General features: G+C 60.0%; 21 protein-coding genes and 2 pseudogenes. 13 read left to right on the forward strand and 10 right to left on the reverse strand.

Features of this window, described 5'->3' with window-relative positions:
• Positions 1-15 precede the first annotated feature (15 nt).
• From pcaH to pcaC, 6 genes and pseudogenes are all read left to right on the forward strand, one after another.
• The gene (gene pcaH / locus BSF40_RS10840; RefSeq protein ID WP_007976686.1) at positions 16-720 is read left to right on the forward strand and encodes a protocatechuate 3,4-dioxygenase subunit beta; all 705 of its coding nucleotides are present in this window, start codon (positions 16-18) and stop codon (positions 718-720) included.
• Position 721: 1 nt separating this feature from the next.
• Complete coding sequence (gene pcaG / locus BSF40_RS10845) at positions 722-1288, forward strand: protocatechuate 3,4-dioxygenase subunit alpha (protein WP_095965107.1); 567 nt, start codon at positions 722-724, stop codon at positions 1286-1288.
• Positions 1289-1496: 208 nt separating this feature from the next.
• Positions 1497-1596: pseudogene (locus BSF40_RS33010) on the forward strand (hypothetical protein); the annotation flags it as partial.
• An 84-nt stretch (positions 1597-1680) separates the two neighbouring features.
• Entirely contained in the window at positions 1681-3045 is a 1365-nt protein-coding gene (locus BSF40_RS10850; RefSeq protein ID WP_095965108.1) for a 3-carboxy-cis,cis-muconate cycloisomerase, read from the forward strand.
• Between the two features lie 12 nt (positions 3046-3057).
• Entirely contained in the window at positions 3058-3849 is a 792-nt protein-coding gene (pcaD, locus tag BSF40_RS10855) for a 3-oxoadipate enol-lactonase (RefSeq protein WP_095965109.1), read from the forward strand.
• A 10-nt stretch (positions 3850-3859) separates the two neighbouring features.
• Positions 3860-4252, forward strand: coding sequence for a 4-carboxymuconolactone decarboxylase (gene pcaC / locus BSF40_RS10860; protein WP_007976697.1), 393 nt, complete (start codon positions 3860-3862; stop codon positions 4250-4252).
• Positions 4253-4379: 127 nt separating this feature from the next.
• Here pcaC and BSF40_RS10865 read toward each other — a convergent pair whose 3' ends face one another.
• Positions 4380-5639, reverse strand: coding sequence for an OprD family porin (locus tag BSF40_RS10865; RefSeq protein ID WP_095965110.1), 1260 nt, complete (start codon positions 5637-5639; stop codon positions 4380-4382).
• Positions 5640-6051: 412 nt separating this feature from the next.
• On the opposite strand from BSF40_RS10865, the gene BSF40_RS10870 reads away from it, so the two are divergent.
• On the forward strand, positions 6052-6609 hold the full coding sequence (locus BSF40_RS10870) for a hypothetical protein (protein WP_095965111.1): 558 nt from the start codon (positions 6052-6054) through the stop codon (positions 6607-6609).
• A 174-nt stretch (positions 6610-6783) separates the two neighbouring features.
• Positions 6784-6885, forward strand: a pseudogene (locus tag BSF40_RS33015) (hypothetical protein); the annotation flags it as partial.
• A 163-nt stretch (positions 6886-7048) separates the two neighbouring features.
• On the opposite strand, the gene emhC reads toward BSF40_RS33015, so the two are convergent.
• The 3 genes from emhC to BSF40_RS10890 are packed head-to-tail and all read right to left on the reverse strand — an operon-like array spanning position 7049 to position 12831.
• Entirely contained in the window at positions 7049-8509 is a 1461-nt protein-coding gene (emhC, locus tag BSF40_RS10880; protein ID WP_015093854.1) for an efflux RND transporter outer membrane subunit EmhC, read from the reverse strand.
• A complete protein-coding gene (gene emhB, locus BSF40_RS10885; RefSeq protein ID WP_095965113.1) occupies positions 8509-11670 on the reverse strand; it encodes an efflux RND transporter permease subunit EmhB in 3162 nt (1053 codons plus the stop codon). Before emhB ends, emhC begins: the two co-directional genes overlap by 1 nt.
• 3 nt (positions 11671-11673) lie before the next feature.
• On the reverse strand, positions 11674-12831 hold the full coding sequence (locus tag BSF40_RS10890) for an efflux RND transporter periplasmic adaptor subunit (RefSeq protein ID WP_007976706.1): 1158 nt from the start codon (positions 12829-12831) through the stop codon (positions 11674-11676).
• 277 nt (positions 12832-13108) lie between these two features.
• Between BSF40_RS10890 and emhR the strand changes: the two genes are divergently transcribed.
• Positions 13109-13741 carry an efflux system transcriptional repressor EmhR gene (gene emhR / locus BSF40_RS10895; protein ID WP_015093857.1) on the forward strand — a complete coding sequence of 211 codons (633 nt, stop codon included), beginning with the start codon at positions 13109-13111 and terminating at the stop codon, positions 13739-13741.
• Positions 13742-14050: 309 nt separating this feature from the next.
• Here emhR and BSF40_RS10900 read toward each other — a convergent pair whose 3' ends face one another.
• The 4 genes from BSF40_RS10900 to BSF40_RS10915 form a co-directional block, all read right to left on the reverse strand.
• Positions 14051-14581, reverse strand: a complete 531-nt coding sequence (locus BSF40_RS10900) for a hypothetical protein (protein ID WP_095965114.1) — start codon at positions 14579-14581, stop codon at positions 14051-14053.
• Between the two features lie 266 nt (positions 14582-14847).
• Entirely contained in the window at positions 14848-15897 is a 1050-nt protein-coding gene (locus BSF40_RS10905) for an alkene reductase (protein ID WP_095965115.1), read from the reverse strand.
• 30 nt (positions 15898-15927) lie between these two features.
• Positions 15928-17094 (reverse strand): MFS transporter, encoded by a 1167-nt coding sequence (locus BSF40_RS10910; protein ID WP_007976713.1) that lies wholly within the window; start codon positions 17092-17094, stop codon positions 15928-15930.
• Between the two features lie 93 nt (positions 17095-17187).
• Positions 17188-17490: a helix-turn-helix transcriptional regulator gene (locus BSF40_RS10915; protein WP_007983055.1), complete on the reverse strand. Its 303-nt coding sequence runs from the start codon at positions 17488-17490 to the stop codon at positions 17188-17190.
• A 170-nt stretch (positions 17491-17660) separates the two neighbouring features.
• Between BSF40_RS10915 and BSF40_RS10920 the strand changes: the two genes are divergently transcribed.
• Positions 17661-18239, forward strand: coding sequence for an ACP phosphodiesterase (locus BSF40_RS10920; protein ID WP_095965116.1), 579 nt, complete (start codon positions 17661-17663; stop codon positions 18237-18239).
• A 123-nt stretch (positions 18240-18362) separates the two neighbouring features.
• Here BSF40_RS10920 and BSF40_RS10925 read toward each other — a convergent pair whose 3' ends face one another.
• Positions 18363-19154: a lysophospholipid acyltransferase family protein gene (locus BSF40_RS10925; RefSeq protein ID WP_095965117.1), complete on the reverse strand. Its 792-nt coding sequence runs from the start codon at positions 19152-19154 to the stop codon at positions 18363-18365.
• Positions 19154-19909 carry an L-ornithine N(alpha)-acyltransferase gene (gene olsB / locus BSF40_RS10930; RefSeq protein WP_015093862.1) on the reverse strand — a complete coding sequence of 252 codons (756 nt, stop codon included), beginning with the start codon at positions 19907-19909 and terminating at the stop codon, positions 19154-19156. Before olsB ends, BSF40_RS10925 begins: the two co-directional genes overlap by 1 nt.
• A gap of 155 nt (positions 19910-20064) precedes the next feature.
• On the opposite strand from olsB, the gene BSF40_RS10935 reads away from it, so the two are divergent.
• The 3 genes from BSF40_RS10935 (at position 20065) to BSF40_RS10945 (ending at position 22532) form a co-directional block, all read left to right on the forward strand.
• Positions 20065-20952 carry an acyl-CoA dehydrogenase family protein gene (locus BSF40_RS10935; RefSeq protein ID WP_095965118.1) on the forward strand — a complete coding sequence of 296 codons (888 nt, stop codon included), beginning with the start codon at positions 20065-20067 and terminating at the stop codon, positions 20950-20952.
• A 165-nt stretch (positions 20953-21117) separates the two neighbouring features.
• A complete protein-coding gene (locus tag BSF40_RS10940; protein WP_095965119.1) occupies positions 21118-22212 on the forward strand; it encodes a serine hydrolase in 1095 nt (364 codons plus the stop codon).
• The gene (locus tag BSF40_RS10945) at positions 22209-22532 is read left to right on the forward strand and encodes an amidase (protein WP_095965120.1); all 324 of its coding nucleotides are present in this window, start codon (positions 22209-22211) and stop codon (positions 22530-22532) included. The genes BSF40_RS10940 and BSF40_RS10945 overlap by 4 nt, the downstream gene beginning before the upstream one ends.
• Positions 22533-22653 lie beyond the last annotated feature (121 nt).

The following is a 22653-nucleotide window of genomic DNA, read 5'->3' on the forward strand; positions in this document are numbered from 1 at the left end:
ACTGAGGAAAGAGTAATGACTGACAAGCCTGGTTACCGTCGCCCGCAGGAGGGTACTCAGCCGGAGTACCTGCATCCGACCTATCAATCCACCAACCTGCGCTCGCCGTCCAAGCCGTTGGTGTTTCTGCCCCATTCGTTGTCGGAAATCACCGGGCCAACCGTCGGCGCCGAGCGCGTCAACGAGAAGGACAATGACCTCACCGCTCAGCACGAAGGTCAGCCACAGGGCGAGCGCATCATCATTCACGGCCGCGTGCTGGACGAAAACGGTCTGCCGGTTCCGGGGATTCTGGTGGAGATCTGGCAGGCCAACGCCGCCGGTCGCTATGCCCATGCCCGTGACCTGCACGATGCGCCGCTGGACCCGAATTTCACCGGCACCGGCCGTACCGTGACCGACGCCGATGGCTGGTACCAGTTCCAGACCATCAAGCCCGGTGCGTATCCGTGGGGCAACCACCACAACGCCTGGCGCCCGGCACACATCCATTTCTCGCTGTTCGGGCCGAGCATCCTGACGCGCCTGGTGACGCAAATGTATTTCCCGGGCGACCCGCTGCTGGCGTACGACCCGATCTACAACTGCGTGCCCGATACCCGCGCCAAAGAGCGCTTGATCGCCTCGTTCGACCTGGAAAAAACCATCCCGTCCTATGCCCTCGGTTATCGCTGGGACATCGTTTTGCGCGGCCGCGACGCCACGCCGATGGAGAAATAAGATGACGCTGACTGCGACCACGTCCCACACCGTCGGGCCGTACTACCACATCGGCCTGACCTGGCTGAACCGCGAAGACCTGACCGTCGAACAAACCCTGGGCGAGCGCGTGGCGATCACCGGGCAAGTGCTCGACGGCAATGGCGACATCGTCAACGACGCAATGCTGGAAGTCTGGCAGGCCAACGCCGCGGGCAAGTATGACCATCCGGAGGACGACCAGGAAAAACCCCTGGACCCGAATTTCGAAGGCTTTGGCCGGGTGCCGGTGGATGCCGAAGGGCGTTTTCGTTTCACGACCATCAAGCCGGGAACGGTCGAGGGGCTCAAAGGCACGACTCAGGCACCGCACCTGGTGGTACTGGTGTTTGCCCGTGGTCTGGTGAAGCACCTGCTGACACGGATCTACTTTGATGGAGAGGTGGCCAACGTGAACGATCCGCTGCTGGAATGCGTGCCGGCCGAGCGTCGCGGTACCTTGCTGGCCCGGAAGGATGCGTCGGGTGTGTATCAGTGGAATGTGATTCTGCAAGGCACTGATGCGGAGACGGTGTTCTTCGATTATTGAATGAACACCGCAAAATCTGTGGGAGCGGGATTGCTCGCGAAAGCGGTATGTCAGGCAACATTTTTATCGACTGACACTACGCCTTCGCGAGCAAGTCGAATCGTCGCACCGCCGCTCCCACAGTGGATTTGTGTTGCCGAACTATCTGTGGAACGGGGCTGTTACGAGGCGTGTCTAGACTCTGACTGTCCCCATTGAGTGAAAAACAATGACAACGACCAGCGCTATACACCGGTGAGGAGCGCAGCAAGTGGATCTTCGCCATCGTCGGTGCCTCGTCCGGCAATCTGGTCGAATGGTTCGACTTCTTGCCCAAACAGGCGAAGTATCTGCATCACGATCTTTGATCTTCATGCGCGGGTCGCAAAGGCCCGCGCCTTCAGGAACTGCTTATGAACCAGCGACCGGGCAATCAATTGTTCGATGCCTATTTCACTACCCGCGATATGCGTGAAGTGTTCTGCGATCAGGGCCGGGTCCAGGCCATGCTCGATTTCGAAGCAGCACTGTCCCGGGCACAAGCGCGAGTCGGCTTGATACCATCGAGTGCAGTCGCGCCGATTGAGGCGGCTTGTAGCGTCGGGCTCTACGACTTTGCGGCGTTGGGTGAGGCGATTGCCACGGCGGGTAACTCGGCGATTCCGTTGGTCAAGGCGCTGGGCAAGCAGATCGCTGCGCAGAATGCCGAGGCCGAGCGTTACGTACATCTGGGCGCGACCAGCCAGGATGTGATGGACAGCGGCCTGGTGCTGCAATTGCGTCGTGCGCTGGAGCTGATCGAAAGCGATCTGGCGCAGCTGGGGCAGGTCCTCGCGTCCCAGGCCCGGCAATACGCGACCACACCATTGGCCGGGCGCACCTGGTTGCAGCATGCGACGCCGGTGACCCTCGGCATGAAAATCGCCGGTTGGCTGGGGGCGGTGACCCGCAGTCGCCAACGCCTGGCTGAATTGAAACCGCGTTTGCTGGTGCTGCAATTCGGTGGTGCGTCCGGCACCCTCGCGGCACTTGGCGAGCAGGCCATGCCCATTGCCCAGGCGCTGGCCGAAGAACTGCAACTGACCTTGCCCGAGCAACCCTGGCACACCCAGCGCGATCGTGTGGTGGAGTTCGGCGCGGTGCTCGGGTTGATCGCCGGCAGTCTTGGCAAACTCGGTCGCGACGTCAGCCTGCTGATGCAAACCGAAGCCGCCGAAGTGTTCGAACCTTCTGCGCCGGGCAAGGGCGGTTCCTCAACCATGCCGCACAAGCGCAATCCGGTGGGCGCGGCGGTGTTGATCGGCGCGGCGACGCGTGTACCCGGTTTGCTCTCGACACTGTTCAGCGCCATGCCCCAGGAACACGAGCGCAGTCTCGGACTGTGGCATGCCGAGTGGGAAACCCTGCCGGAGATTTGCTGCCTGGTGTCGGGCAGCCTGCAGCAAGCGTTGCTGATCGCCCAGGGACTGGAAGTGGATGCCGGGCGCATGGCGCACAACCTCGATCTGACCCAGGGCCTTGTGCTCGCCGAAGCGGTGAGCATCGTCCTCGCCCAACGGGTCGGCCGCGATACCGCACACCATCTGCTCGAACGCTGCTGCAAACGCGCGGTGGCCGAACAGCGTCACCTGCGTGCGGTGCTCGGCGACGAACCGCAAGTGACAGCCGAGCTGTCGGCGGCTGAACTCGATCATCTACTGGACCCTGCCCATTACCTCGGCCAGGCCCAAACCTGGGTCGAGCGGGCGGTGGCCGAACATTCTGCATTGACTGCCTGAAGGAGAATTGCTGTGGCTTTTGTACAACTCGCCGAGGGCGAACTGCATTATCAACTGGATGGACCGGTCGATGCGCCGGTGCTGGTACTGTCCAACTCTTTGGGCACCGACCTGCACATGTGGGACACGCAAATCCCGGCGTTCTCCAAGCATTTTCGCGTGTTGCGTTTTGATACTCGCGGCCATGGCCAGTCATTGGTCACGCCGGGGCCTTACAGCATCGAGCAACTGGGCCACGACGTGCTCGCCTTGCTGGATGCCTTGCACATCGAGCGCGCGCACTTCTGTGGCTTGTCCATGGGCGGACTGATTGGCCAGTGGCTGGGGATCAATGCCGGCGAGCGCCTGAACAAGCTGATCGTGTGCAACACTGCGGCGAAAATCGGCGATCCGTCAGTGTGGAATCCGCGTATCGAAATGGTCCTGCGTGATGGTCAGACGGCCATGGTTGCCTTGCGCGATGCCTCGATTGCCCGCTGGTTCACTCCGGACTTCTCTGCCGCCAACCCGGCGGCGGCCAAGCAGATTACCGACATGCTCGCGGCCACTTCGCCCGAAGGCTATGCGGCCAATTGCGCGGCGGTGCGTGATGCCGATTTCCGCGATCGGTTGTCCTCGATCAAGGCGCCGTTGCTGGTGATTGCCGGGACCGAAGACGCAGTGACGCCGCCATCCGGTGGGCATTTCATTCAGGAGCATGTGCGCGGGGCCGAGTACGCCGAGTTCTATGCCGCGCATTTGTCCAACGTCCAGGCAGGCGATGCGTTCAGCGAGCGCGTGCTGGCGTTTCTGTCGGCTGATTGAGGGGATTCTCGTGGACGAAAAACAACGTTATGACGAGGGCATGAAGGTCCGTCGCGCGGTCCTTGGAGACGCGCATGTCGACCGCAGCCTGACGACCCTGACCGAGTTCAACTCGGAGTTTCAGGAGATGATCACCCGCCACGCCTGGGGCGACATCTGGACCCGCCCGGGCCTGCCGCGCCATACCCGCAGCCTGATCACCATCGCCATGCTGATCGGCATGAACCGCGAGGGCGAACTCAAACTGCACCTGCGCGCTGCCGCCAACAACGGCGTGAGCCGTGGCGAGATCAAGGAAGTGATCATGCAGAGCGCCATCTACTGCGGCATTCCGGCAGCCAATGCGACCTTCCACCTGGCCGAGTCGGTGTGGGATGAGTTGGGGGTTGAGTCGCGGGAGTGATCCCGGCGACTTGCATTAACTGAACTGATGTCTTCGCGAGCAAGCCCGCTCCCACATTAGACCGTGTTTGCCATTGCGACTCGGTCAACTGTGGGAGCGGGCTTGCTCGCGAAGGCGATCGTTAGGTCTAGAGCAAACTGATCGGATAGCTGATGATCAACCGGTTCTCATCGAACTCGTTATTGCTGTAATCCCGGCGCATGGTCGAGTTGCGCCATTTCAGATTCAAGTCTTTCAGCACGCCGCTCTGCACGGTGTAGCCCAGTTCCGATTCACGTCCCCATTCCTTGCCGTCGGTGATGTTGCCGGTGTGCACATTGTCGCCGCTGATATAGCGGTTCATCAGGGTCAGGCCCGGTACGCCAAGGGCGGCGAAGTTGTAGTCGTGGCGTACTTGCCAGGATTTCTCCCGGGCATTGTCGTAGCTGGAGTTGTAGCTGTCGTTGGCCAGGGTGCCGCCGCTGGTACCGTTGACCCGCATCCAGGGGCTGTCGCCGGTGAGTTTCTGCAGGCCGACGTAGAAGGTGTTGCCGCCGTATTTGGCCGAGAACAAACCGTACAGGGTTTTGTTGTCCAGCTCGCCGGCCCGGGCGCTGCCGTCATCCTTGCCGTAGAAGAAACCCAGGTTGGCGCCCAGGGTCCAGTCGCCAAGCGGTTGGCTGTGGATCAGGTTGACGAATTGCTGGCTGTAGATGTCCTTGAGCTCGGCGTTCCACAGACCAATCTGGGTGCGCTTGTCATTGAACACGTACTCACCGCCCTGGAAGTTAAAGCGGTCGGAGGTGAACGCAGCTTTGCCGGTCATCGACATGTCGCTCATGCTGCTGTCGTCGCGCGGGCTGTTCTGACGGAACTGGCCACCATAGAGCGTCAGGCCATCGATTTCCTTCGACGTGATCTGACCGCCACGGAAGGTTTGCGGCAGCGAACGACCATCGTCCGAACGCAGGATCGGCAGCACCGGCATCCATTCGCCAACCTTCACTTCTGTCTGGGACAGCTTCGCTTTGAACGCCACGTTGGTGCGGCCGAAGTTGTCCGCCGGGCGGCCGTCATGGTCCAGCGGCAGCAGTTGCGTACCGCCGGTGCCTTTGCCGCCGTCGAGCTTCACCGAATACAAACCCAGCACATCCATGCCGAAGCCGACAGTGCCCTGGGTGAACCCGGATTTGGCATCGAGGATGAAACTCTGCGTCCACTCCTCAGCTTTGCCCTGGGCCTTGGTCGGGTTGGTGAAGTTGCGATTGATGTAGAAGTTACGCAGGTTCAGGTTGACCTTGGCGCCCTCGACAAAACCCGATTCCTCGGCGCTGGCGGGCAGGGCCGCGCAGGCCAGGGCAATGGCAATCAGGCTGGGAACGAAGTACGGCGCGGGAGTAGGCGTCATGGGCTCGGGTCTCTCTAATTCTTGGGGATGAAACGCGGTGATGCCGCAACCCGGGGGTTGCTGACGAACAGTCGAAATCATGAAAAGCGAAGCGAATCAGCCGGGGAGGGCAGGGCGCGGGGGCATGGTGTCGAACCTGTTGTTATTGGTCTTGTGCGACGAATGGTGCGGGGAATGTACTGGATGGTTCAATCAGCGAAAGCAGGTTTTGGGCGATTATCGAACGAAAGAATGAGCATTCGCGCAGGTGTGCTTTCGATTTGGCTAATAAGGGCGTGCAAGGGATTAAACGGAATGTTCTGACTTTGGCGTATGTCAGCCTAGTAGTTCTGATAGTTGTATAGGGGAAGGTTGTGGCATAGGTTTAAAGTGTTGTTTGGTTGTTAATGATCGCTTGAGATAAGGGTTGCTTATGGACGCCTTAAAGAAGAAGTCAAAGAAAAAGATAGTTGTTAAAGAAAATAATGGGCGGGTAGATGTTGAAGGCGGAAAAATTGCCGTGCTGAATATCCCCGCTGTGCGAGGGGTGATAAACGGAACTCTTAAAATTGACGATGGGGATGTTATCGGTATTGAGTTTCGCGGGGATAGTGAGCGCGAAGAGCTATATTTTTATTGGCAAAGTGAACCTCATTATTTTACTTTGCTCGCCAAGAAGGGCGGTCCATATACGGAATTGGCTTTTTGGGGGGATGAATTAAAGGTTGGCCGTCATCAAATAGGATGGGGCGAAAATGAGGTGCATGTAGAGTTTTTTAGGCACGGCAGTACAGGCTATCCTCAGTCGGAATTGCGTGGTTCGCTTACTGTTTTGTCCATTGAAGAGCAAGGTGAGTTGGATGTTGTTGAGGGGTATTTTAGTTTTGATTATATAGATAGCAGCGAGGATAAGCCGCGGAAGGTGGTTTTCTCAAGTCCGATTTTTCGATTGAGGGTTCCGAAGAAAAAACATTTGGAAGGGCGTGGCTAGGTGTGACAAGTGCGTGATGTGGTTGTGCTAAAGCTCTGTTCGAAAACCCATGTCATGGAGCACGGACATGGGTTTTTTCTTACTTGTGAAACAGAACCTCTTACACGCTATGACGAGGCTTTTACATCGGCTCGTTCGTCACCGTCTGGTGCTTATCGTACGTACGGCGGCATTACCGGCTTTTGCACGCTGTTCCTCAAGTTCGAATCGCAGAACCCCGGCGGTTCGATCAAAGACCGTATCGGCCTGGCGATAATCGACACCGCCGAACGCGAAGATCTCGCTCTGGTCGGCCGCGACCAGGCGCTGGCTCGAGTTTGACGTCAGGTCTGTACGCGATGCCTTTGGGACAGGCATAAAAAATCCGGAATCCTTTATGGGATTCCGGATTTTCGTGAGCCTCAAGGATCAGTCAATCATCCTTGTGAACGCATGCCGATCAGAACATCTTCATCTTCGGCGCTTCTTCTTTCAACGGCTCGTTCTTCGCCGTCTGCTCGTTCCAGCCACCACCCAGTGCCTTGTACAGGTTGACCTGACTGATCAGCTGCGCCAGGCGATCGGTGATCAGATTCTGTTCGGAGTTGAACAGCTGACGCTGTGCATCGAGGAACGTCAGGTTGCTGTCGACACCGATGCGATAACGACGCTCGGCCAGGCGGTAGTAGTCCTGGTTGGCGCTGACCAGATTACGCTGTGCCTGTACCTGGTCGGTATAGGTCCCGCGTGCGGCCAGGCCGTCGGCGACTTCCTGGAAGGCCGTTTGAATGGACTTCTCGTAGTTCGCCACACCAATGTCTTTCTGGATCTTCGAGTAATCCAGGCTGGCGCGCAGGCTGCCGGCGTTGAAGATCGGCAGGTTGATCTGTGGCTGGAACAGCCAGGTACCCGAACCGCCCTTGAACAGGCCGGACAGGTCCGGGCTCAGGGTCCCGGCGTTGGCGGTCAGGCTGATGCTCGGGAAGAACGCTGCCCGTGCCGCGCCGATGTTGGCGTTGGCCGCCTTGAGGTTGTGCTCGGCCTGGAGGATGTCCGGACGACGTTGCAGCAAGTCCGACGGCAGGCCGGCCGGTACTTCGGCCAACAGATCGTCGTTCAACGGTTTGGCCGCTGGCAGGTTGGCCGGGACGCCGGTACCCAACAGCAGTACCAGGCTGTTTTCATCCTGGGCGACCTGGCGGGTGTAACGGGCCAGTTGCGCACGGGCGTTTTCCACCGAGGTCCGCGACTGCGCCAGGTCCAGGGCCGAGGCGACTCCCACTTCGTTGCTGCGCGCGGTGAGCTTGTAGCTCTCTTCGAACGCGGCGAGGGTGTCCTGGGTGACTTTCAGCAGTTCCTTGTCGGCCTGCCAGGTCAGGTAGGCGTTGGCGACGCTGGCCACCAGGCTGAGCTGCGTGCTGCGCCGGCCTTCTTCGGTGGCGAAGTACTTCTGCAACGCTTCCTCGTTCAGGCTGCGAACCCGACCGAACAGGTCGAGTTCGTAGGCGTTGACGCCAACCGTTGCCGAGTAGGAACTGGTGATGCCGGCTTCGCCGGTCTGCGACGCGTTAGCCGGAAGGCGCTGACGGCTGCCGGTGCCGTTGGCCGAAACGGCCGGGAACAGATCGGCACGGGAGATGCGGTACTGAGCCGCAAAGGCGTCGATGTTCAGGGCCGCGACACGCAGGTCACGGTTGTTTTCCAGGGCGACCTGGATCAGCTGTTGCAGCGCCGGGTCGTGGAAAAACTGCTTCCAGCCCTGCTCGGCAGCGGCTTGCGCCGGTGCCTGGGCCGGCGAATACGCCGGGCCCTGCGGGTATTGCCCCGCCACCGGTGCTTCGGGCTGCTGATAATCAGGTATCAGCGAGCAGCCACCGAGCACGAAGGCGGCGACTGCCAGGGAGAGTAGCGACTTGCTCATTAGCCAGCCTCTTTAGGAGTTTCAGTAGCGTCATCCTGGTCGGCAATCTTACGCTGGCCAATGGACGACACGGTGACGAAGAACAGCGGGACCCAGAAGATCGCCAGCACAGTGGCCGTGATCATACCGCCGATCACGCCGGTACCGATCGCATGCTGGCTACCCGAACCTGCGCCCGTGGATATCGCCAGTGGTACCACGCCCAGAACGAAGGCGAGGGAGGTCATGATGATCGGTCGCAGACGCATGCGGCAGGCTTCGATTGCCGCGTCGCGCAGGCTACGCCCCTGTTCGTGCAGTTCCTTGGCAAATTCGACAATCAGAATGGCGTTTTTCGCCGCCAGACCGATAGTCGTCAACAGGCCTACCTGGAAGTACACGTCGTTGGACAAACCGCGCAGGCTGGTGGCCATCAGTGCACCGATGATCCCCAGCGGCACCACCAACATCACCGCGATCGGAATCGACCAGCTTTCATACAGCGCCGCCAGGCACAGGAACACCATCAGCAGCGACAGGGCGTACAGCGCCGGCGCTTGCGAACCGGACAGACGTTCCTCGTACGACAGGCCGGTCCAGGAAATACCGACACCGGCCGGCAGTTTCCTGGCAATGGCTTCGACTTCGAGCATGGCTTCACCGGTGGAGTAACCCGGTGCCGGGGCGCCGAGGATTTCCATCGCTTCCACGCCGTTGTAGCGGGCCAGTTTCGGCGAACCGTAGATCCACTCGCCCTTGGCGAATGCCGAGAACGGCACCATGGTTCCCTGGGCGTTGCGCACGTACCACTTCTGCAAGTCTTCAGGGCCCATTCGAGAGCCTGGCTGGCCTTGCACGTAAACCTTCTTCACCCGACCACGGTCGATGAAGTCGTTGACGTAGCTACTGCCCAGGGCAATCGACAGGGTGTTGTTGATGTCGGCGATCGTAATGCCCAGGGCACTGGCCTTCTCGTCATCGATTTCCAGTTGGTATTGCGGTTCGTCGTTCAGGCCGTTCGGACGCACCTGAGACAGGATCTTGCTTTGTGCGGCCATGCCAAGGAACTGGTTGCGCGCTTCCATCAGTTTTTCGTGGCCGATACCGGCGCGGTCCTGCAGGAACACGTCGAAACCGGTGGCGTTACCCAACTCCAGTACCGCCGGTGGTGCAAAGGCGAACACCATGGCATCGCGGAAGGTGAAGAAGTGCTGCTGGGCACGGGCCGCCACCTTGAACACGTTGTTGTCGGCGTTACGTTCGTCCCACGGACGCAGCATGATGAACGCCATACCCGAACTCTGGCCACGGCCGGCGAAGTTGAAACCGGTCACGGTAAACACCGAGTTCACCGCATCGCCTTCGCCGCCATCCTTGCCCGGGCGCAGCAGGAATTCACGCATTTCATCCACGACCACCTGGGTACGCTGGGCTGTGGAGCCGGCCGGGGTTTGCACCTGGGCGAACAATACACCCTGGTCTTCTTCCGGCAGGAACGCCGTTGGAATGCGGGTGAACAGCCAGATCATGCCCACCACGATCAGCAGGTACGCCAGCAGGTACGGGATCTTGCGCTGCAGGATATTGCCGACACCACGTTCGTAGCCGCGCACGCCGCGGTCGAAATTGCGGTTGAACCAGCCAAAGAAACCGCGCTTGGGTACGCCGTGCTCGCCTTTCGGAATCGGCTTGAGCATGGTGGCGCAAAGCGCCGGGGTGAAGATCAGCGCAACCAGTACCGACAGGGCCATGGCCGAAACGATGGTGATCGAGAACTGCTTGTAGATCACACCGGTGGAACCGCTGAAGAACGCCATTGGCAGCAGAACCGCCGACAGCACCAGGGCGATACCGACCAGTGCGCCCTGGATCTGACCCATGGACTTCTTGGTGGCTTCCTTCGGTGACAGGCCTTCTTCGCTCATCACCCGTTCGACGTTTTCCACCACGACGATGGCGTCGTCCACCAGCAAGCCGATGGCCAGCACCATACCGAACATGGTCAGGGTGTTGATGCTGAAACCGGCGGCCGCGAGGATCCCGAATGTACCGAGCAATACCACCGGCACGGTCATCGTGGTGATCACGGTGGCGCGGAAGTTTTGCAGGAACAGGAACATCACCAGGAACACCAGCGCGATCGCTTCGACCAGGGTGTGAACCACACCTTTGATCGACTCGGTCACCACCGGCGTGGTGTCGTACGGGAACACCACTTCCATCCCTTGCGGGAAGAACGGCTTGAGGCTGTCGATGGTCGTGCGCAGGGCCTTGGCGGTATCGAGCGCGTTGGCACCGGTGGCCAGTTTCACCGCCAGGCCGGAAGCCGGGGCGCCGTTGAACTGGGCGTTGATGCTGTAGTTCTCACCCCCCAGGCCGACTTCGGCAACATCTTTGAGGCGAACCTGGGATCCGTCCTTGTTGACCTTGAGCAGGATCTTGTCGAATTGCTCCGCGGTCTGCAGGCGGGTCTTGCCGATGATCGTCGCGTTCAACTGGGTGCCGGGCAGGGCAGGCAGGCCGCCGAGCTGACCGGACGAGACCTGGACGTTTTGCGCCGCGATGGCGGTCTTGACGTCGATCGGGGTCAGGTTGTAGTTGTTCAACTTAGCCGGGTCGAGCCAGATACGCATGGCGTACTGCGAACCGAACACCTGGAAGTCGCCGACACCGGCGGTCCGCGAGATCGGGTCTTGCATGTTCGACACGATGTAGTTGGACAGGTCGTCCTTGGTCATGCTGCCGTCACGGGACACCACGCCGATCACCAGCAGGAAGTTCTTCACCGCCTTGGTGACGCGGATACCTTGCTGTTGCACTTCCTGCGGCAGCAGCGGGGTGGCCAGGTTCAGCTTGTTCTGCACCTGAACCTGCGCGGTGTCGGAGTTGGTGCCTTGCTCGAAGGTCGCGGTAATGGTCATGGTGCCGTCGGAGTTACTTTCCGACGAGACATAACGCAGGTTGTCGATACCGTTGAGCTGTTGCTCGATCACCTGAACCACGGTGTCCTGTACCGTTTGTGCCGAAGCACCCGGGTAGGTCACGGAAATGGCGATCGCCGGAGGCGCAATGCTCGGGTACTGGTTGATCGGCAACCGCAGGATCGATAGTGCCCCGACCAACATGATCACCAGGGCAATCACCCAGGCGAAAATCGGACGGTCGATAAAAAATCTCGACATGGTTTACTCCCCTTTTCCGCCAGAGGCTTTATCAGCTGTCTGAGCGGGGGCCGGGCTCTTTACGGCTACGTTGGTCGCTTCACTGGCCTTGACTTCGATGCCGGGTTTGACGAATTGCAGACCTTCGGTGATCAGGCGATCGCCGGCCTTCAGGCCGTCTTCGATCAGCCACTGGTTGCCGACGGTGCGGTTGGCCTTGAGTTGACGCAGTTCGACCTTGTTGTCCGGGCCGACAACCAGAGCGGTCGGGGTACCCTTGAGGTCGCGGGTCACGCCTTGCTGCGGGGCCAGGATCGCCGCGCTGTTCACACCGGCCAGCAACTTGGCGTGCACGAACATGCCAGGCAGAAGGGTGTGGTCAGGGTTCGGGAAAATGGCGCGCAGGGTGACGGAACCGGTGGTCTGGTCAACCGAGATTTCGGAGAACTCCAGCTTGCCGTCCAGCTTGTACTCGCTGCCGTCTTCCAGGGTCAGCTTGACCGAGGCCGCGTTGTCGCCGGCCTTTTGCAGGCGACCGCTTTCCAGCTCGCGGCGCAGTTGCAGCAGCTCGACCGAGGATTGCGTCACGTCGACGTAGATCGGGTCGATTTGCTGAATCACTGCCATCGCATCGACCTGGGCATTGCTGACCAGCGCGCCTTCGGTCACCGAGGAGCGGCCGATGCGGCCGGTCAGCGGGGCATAGACCTTGGTGTAGCGCACGTTGATCTGTGCGGTTTGCAGTGCGGCTTCCGATTGCAGGCGGTTGGCCACGGCGGTGTCGTATTCCTGACGGCTTACAGCCTGCTCGTCGACCAGTTGCTTGTAGCGGTCGGAAATCGACTTGGTCGAGCGCAGGTTGGCTTCGGCGCTTTTCAATGTCGCTTCATAGACCGACGGATCGATCTGATAGAGCTGCTGGCCGGCCTTGACGTCGCTGCCTTCCTTGAACAGGCGCTTGAGAATGATGCCGTTGACCTGAGGACGGACTTCGGCAATGCGGAACGCACTGGTACGGCCAGGCAGATCGGAGGTCAGGGTGAATGATTGCGGTTGCAGAGTCACGACGCCGACCTGAGGCGGTGGGGCGGCCGGCGCAGCCTCTTCCTTTTTGCATCCGCTGAGTAGCGATGCCAGGGCGACGGCGGCGACCAGAGCGGTAACAGCTGGCTTGAATTGCATGAAAATCCTCGGGTCAGGCGCGCAACGTGCGCACTAGAAAGGTGGAAGGTTGAAATATGGTTGCCGAGTGGATAAGTAGCTTGCTAAGTAATATACTTACGTACATGGCTGTTTGTAAATACCCAGGCTGCGTATCAACGTCGTTACAAAAGCCGTTACACAAGCCGTTGAAAGGTTGGAATTGTAGGCCGGGGACGAACCCCCAGAACGTTCGCCCCACTTTTATTCAGCTGATGTTCAGACATCGCTGAAGCACCCTGATTGAGGTTGTACTGCCATGGTCCGTCGTACCAAAGAGGAAGCTCAGGAAACCCGCGCGCAAATTCTCGTGGCGGCCGAAAAGGCCTTTTACGAGCGAGGCGTGGCGCGTACGACCCTGGCGGATATCGCCACCCTGGCCGGCGTCACTCGTGGGGCCATTTACTGGCATTTCAGCAACAAGGCGGATCTGGTGCAGGCCATGCTCGACACCTTGCATGAACCGCTGGAAGAAATGGCCAAGGCCAGCGAGAGTGAAGACGAACTCGATCCCCTGGGCTGCATGCGCAAGCTGCTGATTCATTTGTTTCATCAAATTGCGCTGGACCCGAAAACCCGACGCATCAATGAGATTCTTTTTCATAAGTGCGAATTCACCGATGAAATGTGCGATCTGCGCCAACAGCGTGTGTCAGCCAGCCTCGAATGCAACGTGCGAATCGGTCTGGCCCTGAGCAATGCCGTCAATCGAGGGCAGTTGCCGGAAAACCTCGACACCGCTCGCGCCGCGATCAGCTTGCATGCCTATATTGACGGCATCCTGTACCAGTGGTTGCTGGCCCCCGACAGTTTTGAATTGCACACCGAAGCGGAACGATGGGTCGATACCGGGCTGGACATGCTGCGCTTGAGCCCCAGCCTGCGCAAATGAAACAAAATGAAAAACTGGCTCCCGGCAAGTCAACCGTTGAAATCCCCCCGAGGATCATTTTGCCTCATGCGCCTTTTTGTAATGGGGTGCTTTTATATATGGGCTCGTGTCAGGTTGACAGCTATCAAGCTACATAATTTGTAGGGATTTTGTATCGAGCTTGCATGGGGCATGAACTTCGAACGGATACCACCGCTCGTGAAAAAGAACCCCGGCTTTGCGAGTCGGGGTCTGGAATGTGGCGAAAAAAGACATCAGTAAGCTGGTCTGATACATTTTTTCATCGGCGTATTTTTTGTCTGATCGATATTAACCGACTATCAGGTCGACGCTAAAACTGAAGGGCGCCTCTTCATTCTTTTTCGCGATGTTGGCCGTGACTTTATATGGGCTGCTGCTGTTTCCGGATCGCGTTATTGTTTTTGTCCAGATTGGATTCAGGGTTGGATGCAGGAATCCGTAACCCACTGAAACTGTCAGCTGAATAGCTAACGTGCAAATTAATCCATCTTCGGTGATGTAAGAGAACTCTTGCAGGATCGGAGGGAACTTCCTTTTTTTGTAATGAATTCCATTACTGGAGAAGTCCCGAAAGTATGGAAGTTCGAGAGTTTGCTCATCGTTCATTTCGATTTCGAAGTCTGACAGCGACGTTCCGGTCAAATCCCAGCCTGCTTTCAAGAGCCGGATCGGGCCATTTGTGTTGTTGGAGATGTTGATGGTCATTACGGTGTACTTTTTAGGGAATGTGCTGGCTGAGGCAGAAAAGCTGAAATCTCCAGATTCATATTCTGTTTGTGCAATGATTTGGGGCGCATGTATCGGGCCGTTGTTGTCCATGCTGTTAATCCTTTAAAGTTTTTTAGGGGCTTTCCATAGCGCTCGATATGTTGTGACGAGGCGTTGTGAAGTATTAAATTGTTTTTTTGAGTTTGTCTGGGTTTTAGTTGTAAGTTTGTATGCAAGTGGGTGTGGGTGTGGGTGTGATACTGGTTTGAATGGCAGGTAAGTTGTCAGGGGTTTAAGTCTGGCAAGCGGGTTTTAGCTTATTTAAAGCAAAAAAAGCCCGGCGTCCGAAACGCCGGGCTTTTTGAGTTTGCGCAGTCTTACAATGTTGGATAGTCGATGTAACCAACCGGGCCCTTGGCATAGAACAGCTCCGGGCGTGCTTCGTTAAGCGGTGCATCGGCCTTCAAGCGTGCCGGCAGGTCAGGGTTGGCAATGAAGGGTACGCCGAAGGCGACTGCATCGGCCTTGCCGCTGGTGAGCAACGCGTTGGCGCTGTCCTTGGTGAAACGCTCGTTGGCAATGTAGGGGCCGCCGAAGGCTTCCTTGAGTTGTGGGCCGAGGCTGTCGGCACCTTCTTTCTCGCGCGAGCAGATGAAGGCGATGCCACGCTTGCCCAATTCGCTAGCAACGTAGGTGAAGGTTTCGGCCAGGTTGTCGTCGCCCATGTCATGCAGGTCAGCGCGTGGCGACAGGTGCACACCTACACGGCCGGCGCCCCAGACTTCGATGGCGGCGTCAGTCACTTCCAACAGCAGGCGGGCACGGTTTTCCAGGGAGCCGCCATAGTTGTCGGTGCGCTGGTTGGTGCTGCTTTGCAGGAATTGGTCGAGCAGGTATCCGTTGGCGGCGTGGATTTCCACACCGTCGAAGCCGGCGGCCTTGGCGTTCTCGGCACCGACGCGGTAAGCGTCGACGATGTCAGCGATTTCAGCGGTTTCCAGGGCGCGCGGCACCGGGAAGTCGGCCAGCGGACGAACCAGGCTGACGTGGCCCTTGGGCTGGATGGCACTCGGGGCGACCGGGGCTTCATCGTTCAGGTACAAACCGTGGGAAATACGACCCACGTGCCACAACTGCAGGAAGATCTTGCCGCCCGCGCCATGAATGGCCTTGGTCACGTTGGACCAGCCACGTACCTGATCGATGGACCAGATGCCCGGGGTGTCCGGGTAGCCGACGCCCATCGGTGTCACCGAAGTGGCCTCGCTGAGGATCAACCCGGCGGACGCACGCTGCACGTAGTACTCGGCCATCAGCGCATTGGGTACGCGGCCTTCGTCGGCGCGGCAGCGGGTCAGCGGTGCCATGATGATGCGGTTGGCCAGCTCGAGGTCGCCCAGTTTGATTGGATCGAAAATAGTCGTCATGAAGTACAACCCTCGTGAGGTTTCAGGTGATTAGTGGGTAGCAGGAGCCAGATCGGGATTGCCGCTCTGGCGGAAAGTAATCAGGGTCACCAGCAGGGCGAGTACCGCCAGTACGGCTGCCGCGAGCGGCACGCTGGTCAGGCCGAAGCCGTGGGCGATCACACTGCCGCCGACCCAGGCACCCAGGGCGTTGCCGATGTTGAAAGCGCCGATGTTCAGGGTCGACACCAGGTTCGGTGCGGCTTTACCGAACGTCACCACGTTCACTTGCAGCGCCGGTACGGCGGCGAAGCACGCGGTGGCCCAGAGGAACAGGGTGATTTCGGTCGGGATCAGCGCGACGCTGGTCCAGGTCAGCACGGTGGACACCACGGCCATGGTCACGAACACACCGATCAGGGTCGCGGCCATGCCTTTGTCGGCCAGCTTGCCGCCGATGATGTTGCCCACCGTCAGGCCCAGGCCGATGAGCATCAGGGTCCAGGTCACGCCACGGGGCGAGACCCCAGTGACTTCGCCCAGCAGCGGTGCGACGTAGGTGAACAGGGTGAACACCGACGCGGCGAACAGTGCCGTCATGCTCAGGGACAGCCAGATGCCAGCGCCCTTGAGCGCGGCCAGTTCGGCGCGCATGTCGAGTTTTTCTTCATCGCGCTTGGCCGGCAGGAAGCGGATCAGACCGATCAGCGCAATCACACCAATCACGGTCACGGCCCAGAAGGTCGAACGCCAGCCGGCTTCCTGACCGAGGGCGGTGCCTAGCGGTACGCCGAGGACGTTGGCCAGGGTCAGGCCGGTGAACATCAGGGCCACGGCCGAGGCACGTTTGTTCGCAGGCACCAGGCCGGCAGCCACCACCGAACCGATGCCGAAGAAGGCACCGTGGCACAGGGCGGTGACCACACGGGCAAACATCAGCACGTTGTAGTCGCCGGCCACTGCGCAGAGCAGGTTGCCGATAATGAAGATGCCCATCAACGCCACCAGGGCGGCCTTGCGCGGCAGCCTGGCGGTGGCCAGCGCCATGAACGGCGCGCCGATGGCCACGCCCAGGGCGTAACCGGTCACCAGCCAGCCGGCACCGGGAATCGACACACCGAGGTCGGCCGCCACGTTGGGCAGCAGGCCCATGATGACGAACTCGGTGGTGCCGATGGCGAAAGCGCTCAAGGCCAGGATGAGTAGCGAGAGGGGCATTGTTTAATTCCTTTTGGCTGACTGACGTGGGGGGCGTTCTCAATTGGTTTTCCCGGCGTTATGTGAAAATCAATTGAGAACGCCCCCACAGGGTCAGAGCTCTTTACTGAAGGTTTTGAGGAACTCCTGAATGGTTTCCTCATTGCGTTTGAAAAAATGCCACTGGCCGACTTTGCGGCTGCTGATCAGGCCGGCGCGTTGCAGGGTCGCCAGGTGTGCCGACACCGTGGACTGCGACAGGCCGCAACGTTGATCGATCTGCCCGGCGCAAACGCCGTGCTCGTTGCTGTGGGACTGGTCGGGAAATTCGACGGTCGGGTCCTTGAGCCAGTGCAGGATTTCTCGCCGTACTGGGTGTGCCAGGGCTTTTATTATTTCGTCGAGATTGATGGTCATGATGTGGGCTCGTGATGTTTAAAACGCTATATCGCGATGAGGCGAACTTTAAATCGGTATTTCGCGATATACAAATATGATTTGGCTCTGACCCGCTCACATTTCGGTATATCGAGTTATAACGATACGTCGAGTGTAACAAGACAAGGGGGCAGTGCTAAGCTGCGCCCATGAACTATCTCGCACATCTTCACCTCGGTGGCCAGCGTCCCGGCCAATTGCTCGGCAGTCTGTATGGCGATTTCGTCAAGGGGCGGCTGCAAGGGCAGTTCGCTCCGGACATCGAAGGGGCTATCCAGTTGCACCGCAGCATCGACGTGTTCACCGATCGCCATCCGCAGGTGGATGTCGCGTTGTCGCGTTTCTCCCTGACCCGTCGTCGCTATGCGGGGATCGTGCTCGACGTGTTTTTCGATCATTGCCTGGCCCGGGACTGGAGGCTGTATGCCGACCGGCCGCTGGAGCTGTTCACCTCGGACGTGTATCGCGTGCTGTCCAGCGAGCGGCAACTGCCGGAGCGGCTGGCGAAAATTGCGCCGCACATGGTGGCCAATGACTGGTTGGGCTCGTATCAGGAATTTGAAGTGCTGGAGCAGGTGTTGCGCGGGATCTCGCGGCGCCTGACCCGGCCGGAGGAACTGGCGGCGGCGATGCAGGAGTTGCGACGGTTGTATGAACCGTTGAGCGAGGACTTTCGGTTGTTCTATCCGCAGTTGCAGGATTTTGCGCGGAACTATCCAACACCCTAAAACCCCTGTGGGAGCGGCGGTTCGGCGCTCCGACTTGCTCGCGAAGGCGTAGTGTCAGGCGACATTGATATCGGCTGACACTACGCCTTCGCGAGCAAGCCCGCTCCCACATGGGATCTGTGTTTATGCTGCGATAGCAGGGCGCATCGGTGCTCGCTGAGGTTCAACGACAGTCCCAAACAACGCCTTCTGCACCGCCTGCTGCGCCTCGAACGCCAGTGCCGCGCGCTCCCGACCTTCACAGGCGATTGGCTTGAGCAGATGAATCTCCACGCCGCCACGGTCATTGGCGAACAGACGCATCAGGTGCGAGAGCAGATCATCGTCGCCAATGAACGGTGCCAGCGCGCAAGGCTGGCCGTCACGCACATAACGGATCGCCACCGGCTGCAGCGCCACTTCGGAGTCGATGGCGGCGGACAGCAGGCGACCATGGAAGGTGCGCAGCGAACGGCCATCGGTGGTGGTGCCTTCCGGGAACATCAGCAATGGGTAGGCCTGTTCCAGATGGCGGGTCATCTGCTTGCGGATCAACTGGCTGTCACCCGAGCCGCGACGGATGAACAGGCTGCCGGCTTTGGCCGCCAACCAGCCGGCCACCGGCCAGGTGCGCACTTCGGCCTTGGACAGGAACGACAGCGGCGTGAGCATGCCCAGCAGCGGAATGTCGGTCCAGGACACATGGTTGCTGACCCAGAGCATCGGTGTCTTCGGCAGCTCGCCGTGGACGGTCACGTCAAAGGGCAGGGCGTTGCCCAGGCGGGCCATGAAAAAGCGCGACCAGCGCTGACGGCGGGCCATCGAATGGGCCAGGCCCAGGCGTTCGAACACGCCGAACACACTGGCCATGCCCAGGCCCAGCGTCACCACCATCAGCACTCGCGCGATTCGCGCGTACACCCGCAACCGGCTCATTACACAGCCGCCTTGAAGTGTTTGGCGTAGCGCGGGCAAAGTTCATCGCGCTTGAGCAGGATGAATACGTCGGCGACCTGGAAGTCTTCGTCCCAGCAAGGCTCGCCGCAGATCTTCGCGCCCAGGCGCATGTAAGCCTTGAGCAGCGGTGGCATCTCGGCAATCACGTTGGACGGGATGTCCAGGCTTGGCAGCGGGTTTTTCGGCTCGGCGCGCAGGTGTTCGGTGCACAGGTAGCGTTCGCGCAGACGCTGCATGATCGCGTGGGCCTGTACGCCGCCATCCTGCATCGGAATGCTCGCGCAACCCATCAGGTAGCTGTAGCCGCCCTGGTTCAGGACTTCGGCCAGTTCGCCCCAGAGCACGGCGATGGTGCCGCCGTTGCGGTAGGCCGGGTCGACGCAGGTGCGACCGATTTCCAGGATCGGGCCTTGCAGGTGCACCAGACCGTGGAGGCTGAATTCTTCTTCGCTGTAGAATTTGCCCAGGCTGCTGGCAGCCGTGTGGTCGAGCAAACGGGTGGTCGCCACCAGGCGCCCGGTGTTCAGGTCACGCACGCCGATGTGGGCGCAGTGGACGTCGTAGTCATCCATGTCCAGACCCCGTTCAGCACCCTTGAGCTTGGCGTTGAATTCGCCGCTGAACACGTTGAAACGCAAGGCCTGGGCTTCCTGCAGTGCCTCGGCGCCCACCAGGCGTTCGGCTTGCAGGCGGCGTTCGTTGGCGGTGTCGCTGATGCGGGCGATCTGAGTCATGGCGAATCTCCGTGCGGGCTGCTCACCCGGCTTTGGGCTACAGCGAATCGACTTTCTTTGTCTAGCCGTGTTGTGCAAAGTCAGGCTATGTAGCCCCGGTGTCATCGCCATTAAGCTTTGGTGATGCTTATATGACAGCCCTCGAGGAGCCTCTTATGCCCTGGCAAACCCTGTTGAATCGCCGTGATCGCTTGCCCGCCAACCCGGACCTGGCCGAAGGTTTCGCGACTTTGTTGCAGCAGTTGGGCACGGTCACACCGTTTGAATTGGCCGTGCTGGGCGGGCGGCTGATGGCAACGCCGGGGCTGGCGTTTCTGATGGGGTATCAGGCGGCATTGCGCATGCTCTGGCCGAGCGCGCCATTGAGCCTCGGCGCCTTGTGCGCCACGGAACAGCGCAGCCTGCGACCGGCCGACATGCAAACCCGCCTGAGCGGTTTGCGTCTGAGCGGACGCAAGGATTTCGTCACTGCGGGCGATGCCGCCGACTGGTTGCTGGTGGCCGCACGCTGCGAGGAGCCCGGCGCCGACCCGCGCTTGAGCCTGGCGGTGATCTATCGCGATGAACCGGGCGTGCGGGTGGAAAAACTGGCGCCGATCCCGTTGATGCCAGATATCAGCCACGGCCGGTTGTTTCTGGATAATGCCTTGTGCGAATTGCTCGCCGGGGACGGCTGGGATGCATACGTCAAACCGTTTCGCACGCTGGAAGACATCTATGTACTGAGCGCCATGACGGCGTGGCTGTATGGGGTCGGTCAGGAATGCGATTGGCCGCAAGGCTTGCAACTACGTTTGCTGGCGGTGTTGGCCGGATGTGCGGAAACCAGTCGCCAGCCACCGACCCATCCGGCCGGGCATGTGTTGCTTGGCGGATTGTTTGCGCAGTTCGAAGGGCTCAAGGCTGAGGTGAATGAGGCGTTGGCTGAAGGGCCTCAAGAGTGGGCGGCTATGTGGCAGCGGGATCAGGCGGTGATGGAGTTGGCGGGAGGGGCGCGGGGGAAGAGGTTGGCCAAGGCATTGGCGGAATCTTCGTTGAATTGACTGGCCCCTTCGCGAGCAAGCCCGCTCCCACAATGGATCTTTGGTGTGAGTGAGATCCCTGTGGGAGCAAGCTTGCTCGCGATGGCGGCCTGATTGACAACATGAACTTCTGAACTGTCATCAACCTCGACTAGGCTCAGCAGGTTCAATCTCCGAGCCCCCGCCATGTCCAAAGGCTTGTCCCTGATTTTCCTGCTGTTGCTCAGCCTCACGGCCCAGGCTGAAAACTGGCCCGCCGAGCAATGGCCGACCGCCCCGACGCCGACCGGCCCGGCGCTTCAAGCTTTGGAGGCCTACGCCTTTCCGTCCCGCGATGACAGCACTCGCCAGGGCATCCGCACCGATGCCTTGTTGGTGATCCGCGACGGCCAGTTGATCTACGAACGCTACGCCGGCCCGACGACGGCCGAGACTCCGCACCTGACCTGGTCGATCAGCAAGAGCCTGATGGCCGCCGTCCTCGGTGTGGCCTACGGCGAAGGCTTGTTCAAGCTCGACGACCCTGTGGCGAAGTTTTATCCGCCCCTGCAAATATACCCCGACATGACCATGGCCGACCTGCTGCACTGGGCCTCGGGCCTGGACTGGCAGGAAGACTACGAATACGCACCGCTGAAATCTTCGGTGGTGGCCATGCTCTACACCCGCGGGCGCCACGACATGGCCGGGTTCACTGCGGCGCATGCTGCGTACGCCGCGCCGGGTCAGGCCTTTCGTTACTCCAGCGGTGACAGCAACCTGTTGTCCGCCGCGCTGAAAACCATTGTCGGCCCCGACCGCTATCCCGACTATCCATGGACTGCAGTGTTCGAACCGCTGGGCATTCGCCACGCCGTTTGGGAAACCGATGCCACCGGCACGTTTGTCGCGTCGTCCTATGCCTACCTGACGGCACGGGATCTGGCCCGGGTCGGTCTGTTGATGGCCCGCGAGGGGCGCTGGGGAGACAGGCAACTGCTGCCCAAGGACTGGGTGGCATTCAACCGCGAGCCATTCGCTCACTATCACGCCCGGCAAGACGATGTCGTCCCCGGCGGCCAGTGGTGGCTCAATCGAGCGGTTGAGGGCGCGCCACAACCCTGGCCCGATGCCCCCGCCGATACCTTCGCGGCGCTGGGGCATTGGGGACAGGCGATGTATGTGATCCCCAGTGAACAGCTGGTGATCGTCCGCTACGGCGATGACCGCGACGGCAGTTACCGGCATAACGAATTGCTCAGGCTCGCGCTCAAGGCCTTTGCCGGGAAGGTGCAGCCATGACCGGGTTCATCCGTCGTCGACCGGTCAGTTCGCTATTGCTGATTGCACTGATTGCCTTGCTCGGCTGGATCTGGCACGAGCGTGAGGCGCTGTGGGCGTTCCCCGGCATCATCAGCGCCTACACCGCCAAGGAATACTGTTCGTGCCGCTACGTGATGAACAATGACACCGAGTACTGCCACGGTTATGTGAAACAGTGGCTGCCCGCCAGCGGCTTTACCGATGACCCGGCCGGCAAGCGTGTCACGGTCAGCGGCATGGGCCGCAGCAACGGCGCGGTGTGGGTCAGCGAGCGCCAGGGCTGCCGCTTGCAGCCCTGATATCCCTTCAGGTTCCACTCTGTGGAACCACATTCGATTGTCCTGGCGCGCGACTCGCGGTTATCTGGCGGTGAGCGCGACCTGCCTTTGACGTGTCGCGAAATCACTGCGAACAACAAGA

Source organism: Pseudomonas sp. ACN5 (assembly GCF_002303975.1).
In the GTDB taxonomy this organism is placed as follows: domain Bacteria; phylum Pseudomonadota; class Gammaproteobacteria; order Pseudomonadales; family Pseudomonadaceae; genus Aquipseudomonas; species Aquipseudomonas laurylsulfatiphila.

Bases quoted from the DNA above. Each gene is read 5' to 3' on its own strand.
- BSF40_RS10925 (WP_095965117.1), bottom strand. From the start codon at position 19,154: ATGAGCCGGTTGCGGGTGTACGCGCGAATCGCGCGAGTGCTGATGGTG.
- BSF40_RS10910 (WP_007976713.1), bottom strand. From the start codon at position 17,094: ATGCCCCTCTCGCTACTCATCCTGGCCTTGAGCGCTTTCGCCATCGGC.
- BSF40_RS10900 (WP_095965114.1), bottom strand. From the start codon at position 14,581: ATGGACAACAACGGCCCGATACATGCGCCCCAAATCATTGCACAAACA.
- BSF40_RS10865 (WP_095965110.1), bottom strand. From the start codon at position 5,639: ATGACGCCTACTCCCGCGCCGTACTTCGTTCCCAGCCTGATTGCCATT.
- olsB (WP_015093862.1), bottom strand. From the start codon at position 19,909: ATGACTCAGATCGCCCGCATCAGCGACACCGCCAACGAACGCCGCCTG.
- BSF40_RS10915 (WP_007983055.1), bottom strand. From the start codon at position 17,490: ATGACCATCAATCTCGACGAAATAATAAAAGCCCTGGCACACCCAGTA.
- BSF40_RS10920 (WP_095965116.1), top strand. From the start codon at position 17,661: ATGAACTATCTCGCACATCTTCACCTCGGTGGCCAGCGTCCCGGCCAA.
- BSF40_RS10945 (WP_095965120.1), top strand. From the start codon at position 22,209: ATGACCGGGTTCATCCGTCGTCGACCGGTCAGTTCGCTATTGCTGATT.
- BSF40_RS10890 (WP_007976706.1), bottom strand. From the start codon at position 12,831: ATGCAATTCAAGCCAGCTGTTACCGCTCTGGTCGCCGCCGTCGCCCTG.
- BSF40_RS10935 (WP_095965118.1), top strand. From the start codon at position 20,065: ATGCCCTGGCAAACCCTGTTGAATCGCCGTGATCGCTTGCCCGCCAAC.
- emhB (WP_095965113.1), bottom strand. From the start codon at position 11,670: ATGTCGAGATTTTTTATCGACCGTCCGATTTTCGCCTGGGTGATTGCC.
- BSF40_RS10940 (WP_095965119.1), top strand. From the start codon at position 21,118: ATGTCCAAAGGCTTGTCCCTGATTTTCCTGCTGTTGCTCAGCCTCACG.
- emhR (WP_015093857.1), top strand. From the start codon at position 13,109: ATGGTCCGTCGTACCAAAGAGGAAGCTCAGGAAACCCGCGCGCAAATT.
- emhC (WP_015093854.1), bottom strand. From the start codon at position 8,509: ATGAGCAAGTCGCTACTCTCCCTGGCAGTCGCCGCCTTCGTGCTCGGT.
- BSF40_RS10905 (WP_095965115.1), bottom strand. From the start codon at position 15,897: ATGACGACTATTTTCGATCCAATCAAACTGGGCGACCTCGAGCTGGCC.
- BSF40_RS10870 (WP_095965111.1), top strand. From the start codon at position 6,052: ATGGACGCCTTAAAGAAGAAGTCAAAGAAAAAGATAGTTGTTAAAGAA.
- pcaG (WP_095965107.1), top strand. From the start codon at position 722: ATGACGCTGACTGCGACCACGTCCCACACCGTCGGGCCGTACTACCAC.
- BSF40_RS10850 (WP_095965108.1), top strand. From the start codon at position 1,681: ATGAACCAGCGACCGGGCAATCAATTGTTCGATGCCTATTTCACTACC.
- pcaH (WP_007976686.1), top strand. From the start codon at position 16: ATGACTGACAAGCCTGGTTACCGTCGCCCGCAGGAGGGTACTCAGCCG.